The sequence below is a fragment of the Paenibacillus sp. 01T47 genome, assembly GCF_056398245.1.
In genome coordinates, this window is record NZ_JBFTPA010000001.1 from 629,816 (window position 1) to 646,508 (window position 16,693).

14 protein-coding genes are annotated in these 16,693 nt (G+C 42.4%); 7 read left to right on the top strand and 7 right to left on the bottom strand.

From position 1 onward, the window contains the following. Positions 1-107: 107 nt before the first annotated feature. Both AC1DOV_RS02725 and murI read left to right on the top strand, forming a co-directional pair. Positions 108-1,994, top strand: coding sequence for an LTA synthase family protein (locus tag AC1DOV_RS02725; protein ID WP_477549105.1), 1,887 nt, complete (start codon positions 108-110; stop codon positions 1,992-1,994). 152 nt (positions 1,995-2,146) lie between these two features. Then, a complete protein-coding gene (gene murI / locus AC1DOV_RS02730) occupies positions 2,147-2,944 on the top strand; it encodes a glutamate racemase (protein WP_076268780.1) in 798 nt (265 codons plus the stop codon). A 59-nt stretch (positions 2,945-3,003) separates the two neighbouring features. Here murI and AC1DOV_RS02735 read toward each other — a convergent pair whose 3' ends face one another. Further along, positions 3,004-3,774 (bottom strand): exodeoxyribonuclease III, encoded by a 771-nt coding sequence (locus AC1DOV_RS02735; RefSeq protein ID WP_441878876.1) that lies wholly within the window; start codon positions 3,772-3,774, stop codon positions 3,004-3,006. A gap of 296 nt (positions 3,775-4,070) precedes the next feature. Between AC1DOV_RS02735 and AC1DOV_RS02740 the strand changes: the two genes are divergently transcribed. The 5 genes from AC1DOV_RS02740 (at position 4,071) to AC1DOV_RS02760 (ending at position 8,370) form a co-directional block, all read left to right on the top strand. Next, the gene (locus AC1DOV_RS02740; RefSeq protein ID WP_477549106.1) at positions 4,071-4,952 is read left to right on the top strand and encodes an alpha/beta fold hydrolase; all 882 of its coding nucleotides are present in this window, start codon (positions 4,071-4,073) and stop codon (positions 4,950-4,952) included. 192 nt (positions 4,953-5,144) lie between these two features. After that, entirely contained in the window at positions 5,145-5,597 is a 453-nt protein-coding gene (locus AC1DOV_RS02745; RefSeq protein ID WP_441878632.1) for a MarR family winged helix-turn-helix transcriptional regulator, read from the top strand. Positions 5,598-5,623: 26 nt separating this feature from the next. After that, the gene (gene wrbA, locus AC1DOV_RS02750) at positions 5,624-6,238 is read left to right on the top strand and encodes an NAD(P)H:quinone oxidoreductase (protein ID WP_076268782.1); all 615 of its coding nucleotides are present in this window, start codon (positions 5,624-5,626) and stop codon (positions 6,236-6,238) included. Between the two features lie 119 nt (positions 6,239-6,357). Continuing rightward, the gene (locus AC1DOV_RS02755) at positions 6,358-7,185 is read left to right on the top strand and encodes an AraC family transcriptional regulator (RefSeq protein WP_083682118.1); all 828 of its coding nucleotides are present in this window, start codon (positions 6,358-6,360) and stop codon (positions 7,183-7,185) included. Positions 7,186-7,317: 132 nt separating this feature from the next. Next, complete coding sequence (locus AC1DOV_RS02760; RefSeq protein ID WP_477549107.1) at positions 7,318-8,370, top strand: hypothetical protein; 1,053 nt, start codon at positions 7,318-7,320, stop codon at positions 8,368-8,370. Positions 8,371-8,749: 379 nt separating this feature from the next. On the opposite strand, the gene AC1DOV_RS02765 is transcribed toward AC1DOV_RS02760, so the two are convergent. The 6 genes from AC1DOV_RS02765 to AC1DOV_RS02790 all read right to left on the bottom strand — a co-directional run bounded on the left by AC1DOV_RS02765 (position 8,750) and on the right by AC1DOV_RS02790 (position 16,339). After that, positions 8,750-10,159 (bottom strand): HEAT repeat domain-containing protein, encoded by a 1,410-nt coding sequence (locus AC1DOV_RS02765; RefSeq protein WP_477549108.1) that lies wholly within the window; start codon positions 10,157-10,159, stop codon positions 8,750-8,752. A 128-nt stretch (positions 10,160-10,287) separates the two neighbouring features. After that, entirely contained in the window at positions 10,288-11,679 is a 1,392-nt protein-coding gene (locus tag AC1DOV_RS02770; protein ID WP_477549109.1) for an aldehyde dehydrogenase, read from the bottom strand. A gap of 160 nt (positions 11,680-11,839) precedes the next feature. Continuing rightward, complete coding sequence (locus tag AC1DOV_RS02775; RefSeq protein ID WP_477549110.1) at positions 11,840-13,792, bottom strand: FtsX-like permease family protein; 1,953 nt, start codon at positions 13,790-13,792, stop codon at positions 11,840-11,842. Then, on the bottom strand, positions 13,782-14,543 hold the full coding sequence (locus AC1DOV_RS02780) for an ABC transporter ATP-binding protein (protein ID WP_441908051.1): 762 nt from the start codon (positions 14,541-14,543) through the stop codon (positions 13,782-13,784). The genes AC1DOV_RS02775 and AC1DOV_RS02780 overlap by 11 nt, the downstream gene beginning before the upstream one ends. A 103-nt stretch (positions 14,544-14,646) precedes the next feature. Then, positions 14,647-15,651, bottom strand: a complete 1,005-nt coding sequence (locus AC1DOV_RS02785; RefSeq protein WP_441959533.1) for a sensor histidine kinase — start codon at positions 15,649-15,651, stop codon at positions 14,647-14,649. After that, on the bottom strand, positions 15,644-16,339 hold the full coding sequence (locus tag AC1DOV_RS02790; protein WP_477549111.1) for a response regulator: 696 nt from the start codon (positions 16,337-16,339) through the stop codon (positions 15,644-15,646). The genes AC1DOV_RS02785 and AC1DOV_RS02790 overlap by 8 nt, the downstream gene beginning before the upstream one ends. Positions 16,340-16,693 lie beyond the last annotated feature (354 nt).

Here is a 16,693-nt window from a genome sequence, read left to right on the forward strand (position 1 = left end):
GTTGCATTTGTTTTTATATTGCCTTAACATTAAAGTTTAAGAAAGCCGTCAGGTGATGACGGTTTTTTTATATTTAATGAAGTGCAAATTTCTAAGGAGTGAGCGTCTTGCAGTTTTTCCCTAAACGTTATGACAGATCACTGTTTATCGTTATATTCATCTTTATGATGTTGAAAATGCTCCTGTTTCGCCATTTCGTCTTTTCGGGCATACAGGTGGAGAGCTTGCTGCCTGATGCAGCAGCCGTACTTGCACTGCTTCTGCTGCTGGAGCTAGTCACCTCTGCGAGGTGGAGAGGAGCCGTATTTGGACTCGTGAATGCCGTGTTTTCCTTGCTGCTATTTGCTTCAACGGTGTATGTCAGTTATTACGGAACAGTACCTACGTATACCGCACTGCATGGACTTGACCAGGTACTGCAAATTAGGACAAGCGTAGGGTCTATTATTTTGCCTGCTTATTATATTTACTTTCTGGATGTTGCCGTCTTGGCAGCTCTATATATCGTTAAACGTGTCAGAGGAATACGCAGCGATGGACGCAAGCGAATTGCCAAACCTCTATACACAGCCATTGCAGCTGTTCTATGTATTGCGATCTCGGGTGGATTCATTTGGTCCGCGAGTACGATTCCGAATGAAATCGTGAAAGCTGAGAATTTAGGCTATATCAATTATCAGGTAGCGGCAGCCGTTAAGGCGAGCAAAGAGCAGGCCGCGCTGAAAAATGGCAATGTAGAAGAAACAGGGGCTGATGCGGTAGCGCTCAAATCCTCCTATTTTGAACAAGCTGGAGAGATGGTCGTTGCAGGCATGCCTAATTATTTCAGATCTGCCGAAGGTAAAAATGTGATCGTCGTTCAAATGGAGGCGTTCCAAAACTTTGCCATCAATTTGTCTGTCGGTGGTCAGGCGGTTACGCCTGTTCTTAATCAGCTAGCGAAGGAAAGCTTCTACTTTCCTTATGTATTCCAACAAATTGGACAAGGGAATACTGCGGACGCTGAATTCATGTCAAATACTTCTATCTATCCAACCGGGGATATGGCGATGTCTACAGGCTATGGTGATCGAGAGCTGCCGAGTCTTCCGAGACTGCTTGGAGAAAGCGGGTATGAATCGGGCACCTTTCATATTAATGATGTGACTTTTTGGGATCGCAACCGAATGTATCCTGCGCTAGGTTTTACGGCATATTATGATAAAGCATCATTTAAAAATGATCATTTTAATTCTTTTGGCGCATCGGATGAGGAGCTTTACAGGGTCGGTCTTGAAAAGCTTAACGATATGAAGGAGCAAGGCAAGTCTTTTTATGCTCAATTCGTAACTGCATCCAGTCATCATCCATTCAAGGTTCCAACGGAGCTTCAGCATATTACGATGCCGGACGCCTTGCAAGGAACGCAGCTGGGCAATTATTTGACCGCATTAAATTATACCGATTATGAACTAGGCCGTTTTATTGAGGGGCTCAAAGCGAAAGGCATGTGGGAAAACACGGTGTTGGTTGCCTATGGCGATCACGCTGGTCTACAAACGACAGACAATGATCCTGCATGGGTTAGTGAGCAGCTGGGCATCCACTATGATGAGCAAATTAGCCGCTTAAACATCCCGCTTATTGTTCATGTACCTGGCGTAGAGGGGAAAACCGTTAATCAGGTTGGCGGTCAGGTTGATATTATGCCTACCATTGCAAATTTACTAGGCATATCGCTTGATGATCAAACATTTACGGCATTTGGTCATGATTTGCTTAATATTTCTCAAAATGTAATCGGTATGCGGTATTATTTGCCGACAGGATCATTTTTTAATAATGACATCTTATTTATACCTGGCAAAGGCTTTGAGGACGGAACTGCCGTCGATATTAGAACGAAAAAGCCAGTAGCCGACTTCAGCAAATATCGTGGAGATTATGATTATATACTGGAACTCATGAAGCTTTCGGATGATTATGTACGTCTGCTGCCGAAGCGGGCACCATAGAAACAGATGAAATGCCTCTTGTCTATCCGGACTTGAGGCATTTTTTTCTTCGCAAATGCAATTATAAGCTTTTATGGAGGCAGGCAATGAGGTAAGATGGATATAGCTACAGAAGGTACTCTATTCCAATAAACGTAAGGAATCGATGAGACATGCGAATTGGTTTTTTTGATTCAGGGCTTGGCGGGCTTACCGTATTAGCGGAGGCACTTCAAAGACTACCTGATAAGGATTTTCTTTATATGGCGGACACGCTCCATGTTCCCTATGGGACGAAGTCAGAGGAAGACGTGAAAGCGTACATTTTTGAAACGGTTGGTTTAATGATGGAAGAGGGCATAGATGCATTGGTCGTCGCTTGCAATACAGCGACCAGTATTGCAATTAACGAGTTAAGAGAGCGTTATTCCCTGCCCATTGTCGGCATGGAGCCTGCTGTTAAGCCAGCAGTAGAAATGAATCGAGCAACAGGCAAAAGGGTACTCGTCTTCGCAACGCAGTTAACGCTACAATTGCCAAAATATTACGCACTCGTGTCACGCGTGGATGAGATGGGAATCGTGGATTCACTGCCTCTGCCGGAGCTTGTGCGTTATTGTGAGGCGCTGCAATTCGATAAACAGATTATCAACGAATATTTCCGGGCAAAGCTCGCAAACTATGATTTAGACAATTACGGAATTATCGTACTCGGCTGTACACATTATCCTTTCTACAAGGATATATTGAGGGAGCTGCTTCCTGCTCATATCGAGATTGTGGATGGGAATGTGGGAACGGTGAAACGCTTATCCGCATTATTAAGCCGCTATGGCATTCCCGGAGGCGGAGGCAACGGTAACGTACGCTTTATGTGCTCGGGCCAAGAGCCTGCCTACATGGACAAGATGCAAAAGGCACTTTCGATTTTACGTGAAAAAAATGTTTTAACACAGTCACTTCAAAGCTAATTCGAAGCAAAAGGCGGGCAGCGCTCATCATGAGTGCTGCCCGCCTTTATTTATGACGATTATATGATTGCCGGCGGTTCTTCCAAAGTAAGCAAAACAGGACAATGATCGCTGCCCAAAATATGAGTGTCAATGGACGCATCGATGAGCAGTGGGCTCAGTCTTGAAGAGGTTAAGAAATAATCGATCCGCCATCCCACGTTCCGCTCGCGCACCTTCATCATGTACGACCACCAGCTGTACACATCCGTACGATCCGGGTAAAAATGTCTGAATGTATCGAGGAAGCCAGTTGCTAGCAGCTCCGTCATCTTGCCGCGCTCTTCAATTGTAAAACCGGAGTTGCCTAAATTAGGCTTCGGATGCTTAAGATCAATTTCTTGATGGGCTACGTTCAAATCACCGCAAATAATGACAGGCTTTAAGGCATCAAGCTGCTGAAGATAACTGCGGAAGCGATCTTCCCATTCCATTCGGTAATCCAATCGCGATAAGTCACGTTTGGCGTTAGGCGTATATACCGTAACTAGATAGAATCCTTCAAACTCCAGCGTAATGACTCGTCCCTCTGGCTCCGAGTTTTCCTCAATACCATAGTGCACGGAGAGTGGTTTTATGCGGGTGAACACCGCAGTACCTGAGTAACCCTTCTTAATCGCGTAATTCCAATATTGCGAGTACTCCTCGCCAAGCTCCATGCTGATTTGTCCATCCTGCAGCTTCGTTTCTTGCAGGCAAAAAATATCTGCATCCGTTTCCTTGAAATAATCGTTAAAGCCTTTCGTTACGCATGCCCGTAAACCATTTACGTTCCAAGATACTAGCTTAATCATGATCTATCTCCTTACGTTTTCTATCATTACGTACTAGTTTATCATATTTTCTTCAAAGGACTGTTGGAAACATCATGCTCTGTGGATAAAAAAAGGCTGTGCCAAGCGATTAGACACCTGATAGGAGACCACATTAGTTAATATATATAAAATATCATTTGCAAACGTTATATACAGTTAAGTATTTTAATGTAAAAATTGATAGTGACGATAATATAGACTTAAGCAGCATTTCTGCGATAGATGAGATTGCTTATAAGAACCGTAAACGTTTGAAGAAGAAGGAGGCTATCATGATAAAAATATATAAGAGTGAATCAGGAAAAGAACAGGTTCTGCGTTCCTATAATGCGCTTCTGGAGCTGTGGCCAACGGAATTTGAGGAGCTGGACATTAACACCAAATACGGCGTCACGCATTGTCTAATTTCTGGTCATAAATCGAATCCGCCGCTGCTGCTGCTTCATGGCGTTGGAGATAATTCGGCGGTGATGTGGATGCTGAACATAAAGGAATTATCCAACCATTTTTATTGCATTGCAGTAGATACGATGGGTGGACCAGGAAAAAGTGTGCCTAACGAAAACTTTCAGAAAAAGACGTTTGATCAGGTGGATTGGATCAATGAAATCGTTGATCAAATGGGACTGAATCAATTTCATATCGCTGGTGTGTCGAATGGAGCTTATATGGCTTTTAATTATACGGTTAACGAGGCAAGTAGAGTGAACAGAGTCGTTTGCATGGAGGGAGGTATGGTTACAACACCAATTAAAACGATGGTGAGCACCTTAATGATGATGATGCCGGAAATGCTGATTCCAACCCGCAATAATTTGCTTAAAATTATAAAAAAGCTAAGCTCGCCCCAATCCCGCGTTTATGAACAGCATCCCGAATTAGCGGATCATCTTGTTCTTGCCATGAAAAATCATAATCAACAAGCGATGTTTGCACATAAGCTGCAGAAATATGATCAAGCGTCAGCAGCTGCGATAAAGGATAAGCTGTATTTTCTGATGGGTGAATACAAGCTATCGCATAAGAAGGATTTTTTGCAGGTATTAATCGCAGGACAATTTCGTTACAAAATAATCCCTCATGCAGGACACGGTGTTAATCATGAACAGCCTGATGCTGTACATAATGAACTAATCCCATTTTTACTTCATTGAACTTGTTTTGTTCGGAGTAAGAGATCATACGAAGCGACTAGGCCGACACACTCTCTATATGGAGAAAGAGCTCGGTCCTTTTTTTGCGTGTGGTAAAAGTTGGTTGACATGTCTTTACCCTAATGATAGGATAAAAGTATACTAAAACTAGGAAATACGATTTTAAGATATATGCAGCAAGGAGGCATGGGCATGAATCAACAAAGTGAACAGAGCCAGCTTGATCTTCGGTTATTTCGTGTATGGTTTAAAGCGTCTAAGGCAGTTGGCGACAATGTACGCAAGGATATTGAAAGCCATGGCATTAGTCAGGAACATTTTATGATATTGGAGCTTTTGTATAGCAAGGGGCCTCATCCGATACAGAAAATAAGTGAAAAGTTCTGCATTCCAAGCGGCAGCATTACTTATGTTGTTGATAAGCTTGAGAAAAAAGGATATGTGAGACGAGAGCCAAGCGCTACCGACCGTAGAGGCTCAAATGTCATTCTTACCGAAGCGGGGCAAATACTGTTTGATGATATTTTTCCGAAGCATGCGGATGTCATTACACGCAATTTGAGTTGTGTAAGCAGCGAGGATAAAGAGAAGCTTATTGAGCTATTAAAAACGATCGGCATTAATGCAGAACAACTGAGCAAATAACATAAAAGTTTAAGGGGATGTATCAAATGACAACGATTAATCTTGCTATTATATATTACAGTGTAACGGGAACAAATTATCAAATGGCGCAGTGGGCTGCAGAAGGTGCGAAAGCAGCTGGAGCTGAGGTGAAAATATTGAAGACGCCTGAGCTTGCTTCAGAAGAAGCAATACAAGCTAACCCCATCTGGAGAACTCATGTTGCAGAGACGCAAGATATACCTGAGGTTACCTATAAGGATCTGGAATGGGCGGACGCTATTATATTTAGTATTCCATCACGCTTTGGCGGTATGCCTGGTCCTGTTAAGCAGTTTCTTGATTCGACAGGCTCACTTTGGTTTAACGGCAAGTTAGTCAATAAAGTAGTCAGCGGAATGACTTCGGCTCAGAATGCTCATGGCGGTCAAGAGCAAACCATCCTTGGACTGTACACTTCGATGTACCATTGGGGAGCGATAGTAGCTGCACCGGGTTATTCGAGTCCAGTTACCTTTGAAGCTGGCGGCAATCCATATGGGACAAGCGTGACAGTGCAAGGCGGGAAAATGGTTGAGGATGTAAAAGCAGCTGTGGAATATCAAGCTAAGCGTACAGTCAATGTTGCGCAGTGGGTCAAGCAAGGGCTCGCTCAAGCTTAAGCAGAAAATAAGAAGAGGCAGAGGGATACTGCCTCTTTTTTTTGTGCTATTATGGTATGGTAATCGCAGCGATCTTCGATGAACAATGGGTATGACAGCCTTGAAAGGCGGGAATTACGGTGAACGCAAGCAAAAGTACATTTTGGAAGTCCTATATGAGCGGTTTAAAATTGCATGTTGCCATAGCCGACTATACGAAGGTGCCGCTTTCGTGGAAGGACGATAATTATACGACGGATGTGAATAAGCTATATTATATCCAAGAGGGCGAAGGGTACATTAAGGCCGGGAATCAAATTTATTATCCAAAGCCCGGTGATCTGTGTCTGCTGCCCGCAGATGTCGTACAATCCTATGGAACGATTAATACGAATACTTACGGGAAATATTGGTGCCACTTCACTGCAAAAATAGATAATTTCAACCTGTTTCAACTGCTCGAAATGCCCGTCATGATATCGATATCCGATCACGAAGGCTTAAAGGGTAAATTTGAAAGGCTGGTACACCATCATAAGAGTGAAGACTGGACATCCGAGCTGCAGCTGCAGTCGGCGTTTCTTGAGATTATGGCCATGATGCTGGAGCAGGCTGAGGATGTGACAATCAAAACACCGGCAACCAGCTCATTTGAGAAGCTGAATGTCGTGCTGACCTATATTGAAGAGCATTTATCGGAAAATATTACAGTAGATACTCTTGCTCAGCTTGTACATTTTCACCCTAATTATTTTATACGCATGTTCAAAAATACGACAGGGCTCTCACCTATACAATATGTGAATCGCAAGCGTATGGACAAAGGACGGCAGCTGCTATCCTTTACTTCACTTAGCATCTCGGCAATAGCTGAATCTCTAGGAATGGATGCCACTTATTTCTCTCGTTTATTCAAAGAGTATATGGCTTTGTCACCGAGCGAATATAGGGAGCTTTCACTGAAATGATTAATTAATAAACCGTCGCTATTTAAGGCGACGGCTTTTTTTTGTGAATATAAACAAAATGTTTCCATTTTCTTCACAAGAGGGAATTGAAAGGCGCTAATTTTACCCATATATTAGATAATGAAAAGGTAAATGGAAGGGAGTGTATATGCCATTAACAAACTTTATAAAAAGAATATTAGTTTCTTTATTGCTTCAAGCTTCATTATCATTTTGCTGGATCTTCTATTTGCTAATTCTGTTCTAATTAAAGAGAACGATCAGCTGCTGACGCTTGGCATTGCATTAGATTTTGTCGTTGTTATCCCTTTATTGCTGTACTTTCTATGGTTTCGCAAGCTGAATTTCAAGATCGCATCCATCATTCCTTTTGCTCTTCTGGGTTATTTAGCATTAGCGTTATTTGTACCAAACACCGATCAAGAAACGATGAACGCTATAAAATATTTTCTTATTCCGCTGCCGCCTTTTATTTTAGCTTTAAAAATCTATGATATTGCGGCTGCCTATAAGCGTTATAAAAAAGTGGATAATCATCCTATAGAAACACTTCGGAAAAGTCTAGAAGAGACCATTCGCCATCCCAAAATTGCAGCTTTGCTCACGCATGAATTATCTATTTTTTATTACGCCTTGTTCGCATGGAAAGAGACATCTTTCATTCGAACGGGATCTGCCTCGTTTAGCTATCATAAAAACTCTAACAAGCTGATAACCTTACTCGTATTTTCGAAAGTATTGATTATTGAAGGGGTATGCATGCACATTCTGCTTGCGCAATGGTCGCATACCGCTGCATGGATACTCTCATTAGGAAATGTATATATTATTATGCTGCTAGTTGCTGATTACCGAGCGATGTGCTTAAATCCTATTTTGGTATCAGATCAACAAATAAGGTTTCAGTATGGCATTCAGATGTATTCGGATATGAATATCAATACGGTTGCATCCATTTCGGCCATTACATTCGAGAAATTAGCTAAGGATAAAATGAAAAAAACGATAAAGATTCTGGACACAGAACCTAATGTGCATATGATATTAAAAGAAGAAATCACGGTTATTACGGCGTTTGGGATTCGAGAACAAGTTGACCAAATCTATTTATTTGTAGATAAACCTCTTGAATTTCAAACGAAATGCCATCAGTTGATGGAGGCAAGCAAAAAGGACAGCGAATAGTTCGCTTGCCCTGTTACGCTTTCGGATTAATATTTTCTCTAACGAACTGTATCATGCTTATTATGCAGAAAATGATCTTTTTCAAACGCTAACGAACCTGATTGTCGTTATATCATGCTCTACAGGGTGATATGAGCTGTTTTTCTCGAAATAGCGATGCTGGAGTTCGTTGCCATAATAATTCCTTGCAAATGGTTTAAATAAGAGCTGCTGAGTTCGTAACAGCGGTGCAGCGTACGCCAAAAACAAAGGAGCTAAGCGGATTCAAATCGCTTAGCTCCTTTGTTATTCCGAACTTTTTCTCATGATTAGGATTGTTCTGCACAACTAGTTCTTTTGGGACAACCTTTATGCTGCAAGTATAAGAACTCCGATGGAATCAAGGATAAAAGCTGTTTGCAGGCGTAGTTGTCGAACACCAGCGGGAATTGAATAGTGATTTGATCAAAATATCCTTCGCTTCATCCGTGCCGATATAGCGCAGTGCTTCTAGAGCATGAGCTCTTACATAACGGTTCTCATCATCGAGTACTGCCGCCAAAGCGGGAACGGCTGCTGCCGCTGTAGCACCCATGCGGGACAAGGACAGCCCAGCTGTAAATCGTACTTGAACATCCTCATCGGACAAGGCTGTAATAAGACCCTTCACTGCAATTTCTGAAGAATTAGACAAAATGCCAAGTGCTTCAACGACTGCAATTTTTACTGTCGCATCGGAGTGGGACAGAAGTTCAACAAGCTTTGGAAGCGCGGATTCAGCATAGCTGCGCAGCTCGCCAAGTGCGAATATAGCATATTGTACAGTCTCTGAGCGATCGCTCTCTAGTGCTTCGATCAATCCGCTTACTGCATCTGAGCCTGCGATGGACAGTCCATAAGCAGACGTGCGTGATACGTCTAATCTCTCATGATGAAGACCAGCCAGCAGTACTTTCACACCTGGAGCGCCATATTTAGCAAGCTCATAGGCAGCATTCAAGGCATTTGGTTCGAAGCTATCTTCCAAAGCCGTTGCCAGTGCGGCTAATTTCTCTTCGTTTGCTTCCGCAGTGTTTGCTAGACTGCCTAGCTTACCTGACATCCAGTTCCATGTTTCTTCCCACATGTCTTCGTGGTTTGCGATTGGCAGGGCAAGGTCAGCAGGCTCTTTCCACTCGGAAATCAGATTATTCCATGAAGGCTTAGTTGGAACAGCTGTACGCATAAATTCAAATTTAAGCATGTAACGAGCATTGCCTAATACATTTGGTGTTGAACGGTGCCAGATATCATAGTGGATGAGTGCAAATGTACCTGCTTCACCGCTAGCGTAAGCTTCTCCTTGCACCTCGTCAGAAGCAAAGGTGCGTGATTCATAGTTTTGGGTGCCAGGCACAACGCTAGTAGGCCCAAGCTCAATTGGCGTGTTTTGCGGGAAGTACATAATCATAGCCCACCATGGGTGGTGGTTGCGCATACGGGAGTAGCCCCAGTAGCTGTCCTTATGCCAACCACCAGCAACCGGCTGTGCATTAAAGTGGCCATGGCGATGGGCATGCAGCATGTAGTTTGGACCCAGTACGCTTGTTAATGCGCCTGTAATAACGGGGCTGTCGAAAGCCTGTTGTATTTCTCGGATTCGCGGCAGCAGGTTGTTGCCGGGATTGCCTTCCTCGTCATATACTTTTCCAAGTTCAGCTGTCATGGCTTGATGGAAGGATTCAGGGAAATCTGTTTTTAGAATAAGAAAGCCTTCAGTTATAAACTTTTGCATTTGTTCGTCAGTGAGTAGAAGCGGTGATTGATTCATATAATGGATGACCTCCTAATGTTGTGGTGATAAACCGATTATATGAGAAGTCGGACCAATGCTACATACACGAAACTAAGTGAAGCTTGCATAAAACTAACTTCCTGTTTGTCAGCCAAAAAAGCTGCTCATTTGAGCAGCTTTTTAATATTTTTTAATTTTCCTGCATAAGGAGGGAAGACGAGTCCAAGCTCAAACTTGGTGCTTTTCTTCAATATACTCTTCTGATGCGAGAACAGATCAAAGCTGTATTTGCCATGATAGGCTCCTACACCTGAGCTGCCAACACCGCCAAATGGCAAATAGGGATTAGAGACGTGCATAATCGTATCGTTAATACAGCCGCCGCCGAAGGAAACACGGCTCATAACCTCATCCTCCAGCGCTTTATTCTCTGTAAATAAGTAAAGGGAAAGCGGCTTTGGATGGGCGTTAATCATTCGAATGGCCTCATGGATATCTCGGTACTCCATGACAGGCAAAATAGGGCCAAATAATTCTTCTGACATCGCCGCGCTATCCCATGAAACACCATCCAGTATTGTCGGTTCGATAAAGAGGTCTGCGCGGTCTGTGTCTCCTCCATAAACGATGCTGGCTTTGTCTTGCTCCAGAATGGAAGCAAGCCTGTCAAATTGACGTTGATTAATGATTCGACCATAATCTTTGTTGCTTTGTATAGAAGATCCATAGAAGGATTGGATGACTTCCTTCATTTTTGCGACCAGCTTTTCTTTAATATCCTGATGAGCCAGCACATAATCGGGTGAAATACAGGTTTGGCCGGTATTCATTAATTTGCCCCAGATAATCCGCTTGGCAGCGATCTCGAGATTAGCGGTAGAATCTACAATGACAGGGCTTTTTCCTCCGAGCTCAAGCGTGACAGGCACAAGGTTTTTGGCAGCAGCCTCCATAACGATTTTGCCCACCGCGATGCTGCCTGTGAAAAAAATATAATCAACCGGCGCGTGGATGAGCAATGAGGTCGTTTCCTTCTCCCCCTCAATGACTTTAATGTAGGTGGGATCAAAGGTTTCATTTATGATTTTACTTATTAAAGCTGAAACATGAGGCGAGCTTTCGGATGGTTTGAGAATGGCACAATTGCCTGCGGCAATGGCTCCGATAAGCGGCTCGATGACAAGCTGGAATGGATAGTTGAAGGGACCAATTATTAAAGCTGTGCCGTAGGGCTCCTTCATAATACGGCTGGATGATGGAAACAGATAAATCGGAGTTTTCACCTTCTGCGGCCTCATCCACTTTTTGAGATGCTTAATGACATGTCGAATGCTATTGGTTACGATTATAATTTCTGTCATATGGGTCTCTAGTTCGCTTTTGCGAAGGTCTTGATAAAGCGCCTCGACGATTTCCTGCTCATAACGCTGTATGGCTTGCATCAATCGTTGCAATTGATTCAGCCTAAAGCGCAGCTCCTTGGTCTGGCCTTGGTCGAAAAATGTTTTTTGCTCTAGCACAATCTGTTCAATATCTTCTGCTCTTAATGAACTCATTCCGCAACCCTCCTTACATATCCACATCTTAACAGGTAATGAAACGAACTTCCACTTGGATAATGAGTTTGCGATCTCATTTTTTTGCATATTAACACACAAAGAAAAACAGAATACCCGTCCTCTCAAAATCAAAGAGGGATATCCTGTTTAGATGGTATTAAAGTGCTTCTTTAATGATTTTTTTGTAATAAGAGACGGAAAGGATTCCGAATATGGAGTAAAGGATGGTATATAGCAGCATGACTATAATCATCGGAGTTAAAAGCTCTGTTCCAAAGAAAAACCATCCAGATTTGACTGCAAAATAGCTGTGAAGCAGCCCTACCACTAAGGGAATGCCAAAGTTGAACATTTGTTTTATTTTTATGCCCCTTAATAAATCAGCCCTTGTGAAGCCGAGCTTTCGAAGGATGGTATAGTTTGGCTTTTCCTCTTCGCTTTCTCCCATTTGCTTAAAATAGAGAATATTGCCGGATGTGATAAGAAAGGTTAGTCCAAGGAAAGCGACGATAAACATAATCAAGCCCATCGTTTGTTTTTGCTGGTTGCTTGTATTAAGCTGAGAATCATTTCTGTTGTGCTCAGAGAACTTCATCTCATTGAATAGCTGAGTCGCTTCTTTTAGATCAGAACGATCTTTCATATTAATTCCGATATGCAGGGTAGAGTGTTTCTGAATAGCCGGATCAAGATGATTATTTAAGCGCTCAAAAACAGAATCATCGACGATAACTACAGGCAATCCGCCGCTTTTAAACCACCAAGAGACGATGGGCTGCTCCTTAAGTCCGATATATTGTTGTGGAATACTTTGAGTAGGATTCACTAGCTGTACAGGCCCTGAGTCCTTCAAAGACATGAACTGTTTGAGCATGCTGCTGTAACCGGAGAGATAGAGCTCGTCTTTAGACAGCTGAATGCCGTCAACAGACTGTTCGCTGACAACGGGCAAGGTCATCATATCCGAATTCCCAGCCACGCTTACCCCTTCCAGATTGTTATTCATAATACTCTTCACATTGACGTCTACCTGAATGACAGGAATCGTTTTTTCGGTATACACCAGTTTGTTTTTGTTTAGAGCTTCTTTAAACTGCTCCGCGTCCTGAACGTTCATAAATGCAAAATGTTCGGGAACATTGTTTTTGGCTGTTTTTTCGGCAGAGTAATAAGAGATATAGCTTAAGGATAATAAGCCGATAGCAAGCGCCGACACGGTCGTAATGATAGTGAGCAGCAGCGCATTCGATTTCATACGGAACATAATGGACGAGAGCGATAAGGTTTCATTAATGTTAAGGTAGCCGTTTTTCTGCTTTCGGATCACGTTGAAAATAAAGCTGACCGATCCTTTATAGAAAAGGAAAGTTCCAAGGATAACGGAGCCGAGTATGCCGATCATGGCAGCAAAGAGCGCGGTCATCGTCACAAATTTTCCGCCGAACAGTTCGGAAGAAATATAATAGCCCAGCGCAATCAACAGCAATCCGGCAATGCCAATCAGCATTTCCAGAATAGACACTCTTCTTGCTTTGCCTTCTGTGACGGAATTCACTCTAAACAGCGATAATATCGTTTGTTTTTTTATAAATAAATAATTCATCAACATAATCAGAAGATAAATAACTAAAAAAATAATGATGGTTTGCTTGAATGCTTGGGTGGAGAAATGCAGCTCTGCGGCCACCTCAACACCGATCGTTTTAAATAAAATCATAATAATTAATTTGGATACAGAGAAACCGACCAGTACTCCAAGCAGGATGGAGCCGAAATAAAGAAAAAAGTTTTCAATCGTCAATATGCGAAATATTTTATTTTTGGTCATTCCGATAAGCTGAAATAAGCCGATTTCCTTGCTGCGTCTTTTAATAAAGATGGTATTGGCGTACAGCAGAAAAATAGAAACGATTCCAACAAGCAAATAAGAAGCAGTCTTAATGGCGGCAGCCCCTTTAACAGAGCCTTTCGCCTCATCCATGGCAGGATCAAACTGCAGGGTGACAAAGGCGAAATAAAGAGCAGCGCTAAACACAAGAGCAAATACATAGAGATAATAGTTTTTTAAATTCTTTTTTAGATTGCGGAAAATGAGTTGATTAATGCTCATGGTGCACCCCGCTTAGTACACTTTGTGTTGCCATAATATCGTTGAAGAATTTTTGCCGCGTTTGTTCTCCCTTATAAAGCTGAGAATAGATTTGTCCATCCTTGATGAAGATGACTCTGCTGCAATAGCTGGCAGCTACCGGATCGTGAGTAACCATGGCGATTGTCGCTTGTCTTTTTTGATTTAAACCGCTCAGCTTGTTCAGTAAATCAGAGGCGGATTTGGAATCAAGGGCACCTGTCGGTTCGTCAGCGAAAATAATGCTTGGCTCATGAATGAAGGCTCTTGCAGCGGATGTACGTTGCTTTTGACCGCCAGATATTTCATTCGGGTACTTATTGCGGAGCTCATAAATGCCAAGCTCGGTCGCTACCGCCTGAAATTTACGCTCGGCTTCTTTTTTTGGCGTCTTCGTAATCGACAGCGGCAATAAAATATTTTCTTTGACCGTTAGCGTGTCTAACAAATTGTATTCCTGAAAAATAAAGCCTAAACGATTTTTACGAAATTCAGCCAATTGTTTTTCTTTTAACCCAGAAATAACTTTCCCTTCGATTTTGATCGAGCCGCTGCTAATGTGGTCAATCGATGAAAGCACGTTAAGCAAGGTCGTTTTTCCTGAACCGGATGCGCCCATGATGCTGACGAATTCCCCTTTTTCAATGCTAATATCAAGCCCACATAATACTTCCTGCTTATTGAATTTATTTCCGTAAATTTTATGAATTTTGGTTGCTTCCAGAATGAACATGTGATTAACACTCTCCCTAGGTCTATTACTTGTATTGTAAATCGAATGTCCGATTTGTTCCTTCGAATGACCGAACAAATAATAGAAGCATGTGACAATGTTGTCACATGCTTGTGATACGAACGAATTCATTTCGCTGCGGGAAAGTTAAGGTGAACGCTGTTCCTGATCCGAGCTCGGATTTGACATGGACACGGATCAACAGCGATTGAGCTGCTTTCTGAGCTAAATACAATCCCATGCCTGTTGCGGCGCTGTCTTGATGCATCGTCGTCGATGTAAAGCCTTTATCGAAAATGCGAGGCAGATCCTTCGGATCAATGCCGCGTCCATTATCAATAATTTCGAGGATAGTCTGCTGATTCCGCTGATAGCTCTTGATCACGATATCAGATGGCGGGCTATATTTTACGGCGTTGGTTAAAATCTGTCTGATAATAAAGGAAAGCCATTTCGCATCGCTCAGCGCTTTCGGTTCATCCAATTGAATATCAAAGCCGATCCCCTTCTGAATACACCATGATTGCAGCGTCTTGATTTCATCGAAGATGATCGTTTCCAAATCGGTGTTTTCGATATAGATATCATTTTCAATAAACGGAATGCGTCTCTGATGGAGCTGCTGGTCGAGCAGGAGGTGAATCCGCAGCCATTCATACGTCAAATGCGTTTTCATTCCTTCATCCTGTATGCGGTCGATCATGAGACGCATCGCGGTTAATGGCGTTTTTACCTCGTGTATCCAAGATAACAGCTCATCCTTCTCATGCTCCAAAATCATCCGATTGTTCATTGCAGCCTGCTTCAGCAGTTCCGCTTGATTGGTCATGCTTTTTTCGATCACTTTCTCAAACGGGCTCTCCGGCTCAGCCATGCTCGTAGTATCCAGGCTGATGTCTCGCTCCTCTAAGCTTCTGATGAACCTTGTTTCTTTATGATACCGGATGACGAAATGGATGATAAAAATAATCGAAGATAAATAAAAGAGATAGATCATCGATTGCAGGGGAATCGTTGAATCTACATAAGCACAAACAAGAATCAGCAGCTGCAAAATAATAAACAACAGAATCCAGCTGCGCCGTTCCACTATATATTTTCTAATCATAATCATGCGCCTCTTCAACAGCCATATAGCCTTGTCCAACTTTCGTTTCAACAAAACGGCCCAGTTCAATTTCATCAAGCCTTTTGCGCAGCCGGTTCACATTCACAGTAAGCGTGTTGTCACTGACAAACCGTTTATCATCCCATAAGCTATTAATCAATTCTTCTCGGCTAACAATCTTATTTTTACGGTCAATGAGCATTTTTAAAATAAAGATCTCATTTTTGGTAAGCTCAATGGAACCTTTATGATTGGAGACCAGATTTTTCTCATAATCAACCGTTGCGTCGCACCAGGTTTTAAGCTCGATATGTTCGGTATTGTAATTGTATACCCGCCGAAGAATTGCTTGTATTTTGACGATGAGCACATCGAAGTGAAAGGGCTTTTGTATATAATCATCCGCTCCAAGCTGCATAGACATGACGATGTCCGTCGGGTGGTCTCGCGAGGATAGGAAGATGATCGGGACGTTGGAATGGGAACGTATCATTCTACACCAATGAAATCCATCGAATTTTGGAAGCTGAATATCGATGATCACGAGGTCCGGCTTAATCGCGGTAAATTGCTGAATCACTTTCTCAAAGTCTAATATGCCATGTACCTCATATGACCACTGGGATAATCGGTCTTTTATCTCGTTAAATAACGTTGTGTCATCTTCAATTAACAATAGTTTAAACATAGAGTCACCGCTTTTTTAAAAGTTTATTACTATGAATTGTATAGGAAAATCCCTATGTATGCCATAAATGGCACGGAACAAAGTGCTGAATAGAGAGAGGGGATGAGAAAAGAAGGTTGTGCAACATTTTATGCAAACGTTGTCATTTCGGGAGAAAAAGGTGAATTTACGTGTCGAAATAGGTAAAAGGTGAGAAAAACAATTGACAGCGCTTTATTTTGAGTATTAATATGGGAATCAGCAAACGCTTTCATTGCGCTTTTATGACTGGAACAGCTGTTGTAGAAGATGTGGTTAAAAAGTTTGCATTAATTATGTTATTTGTGCAAACGCTTGCATAAAATCTATAGCTGT

Coding starts and splice junctions, on each gene's coding strand:
- AC1DOV_RS02785 (WP_441959533.1), bottom strand. CDS start 15,651: ATGATTAGAAAATATATAGTGGAACGGCGCAGCTGGATTCTGTTGTTT.
- wrbA (WP_076268782.1), top strand. CDS start 5,624: ATGACAACGATTAATCTTGCTATTATATATTACAGTGTAACGGGAACA.
- AC1DOV_RS02790 (WP_477549111.1), bottom strand. CDS start 16,339: ATGTTTAAACTATTGTTAATTGAAGATGACACAACGTTATTTAACGAG.
- AC1DOV_RS02765 (WP_477549108.1), bottom strand. CDS start 10,159: ATGAATCAATCACCGCTTCTACTCACTGACGAACAAATGCAAAAGTTT.
- AC1DOV_RS02745 (WP_441878632.1), top strand. CDS start 5,145: ATGAATCAACAAAGTGAACAGAGCCAGCTTGATCTTCGGTTATTTCGT.
- AC1DOV_RS02770 (WP_477549109.1), bottom strand. CDS start 11,679: ATGAGTTCATTAAGAGCAGAAGATATTGAACAGATTGTGCTAGAGCAA.
- AC1DOV_RS02740 (WP_477549106.1), top strand. CDS start 4,071: ATGATAAAAATATATAAGAGTGAATCAGGAAAAGAACAGGTTCTGCGT.
- AC1DOV_RS02760 (WP_477549107.1), top strand. CDS start 7,318: ATGGAAGGGAGTGTATATGCCATTAACAAACTTTATAAAAAGAATATT.
- AC1DOV_RS02780 (WP_441908051.1), bottom strand. CDS start 14,543: ATGTTCATTCTGGAAGCAACCAAAATTCATAAAATTTACGGAAATAAA.
- murI (WP_076268780.1), top strand. CDS start 2,147: ATGCGAATTGGTTTTTTTGATTCAGGGCTTGGCGGGCTTACCGTATTA.
- AC1DOV_RS02775 (WP_477549110.1), bottom strand. CDS start 13,792: ATGAGCATTAATCAACTCATTTTCCGCAATCTAAAAAAGAATTTAAAA.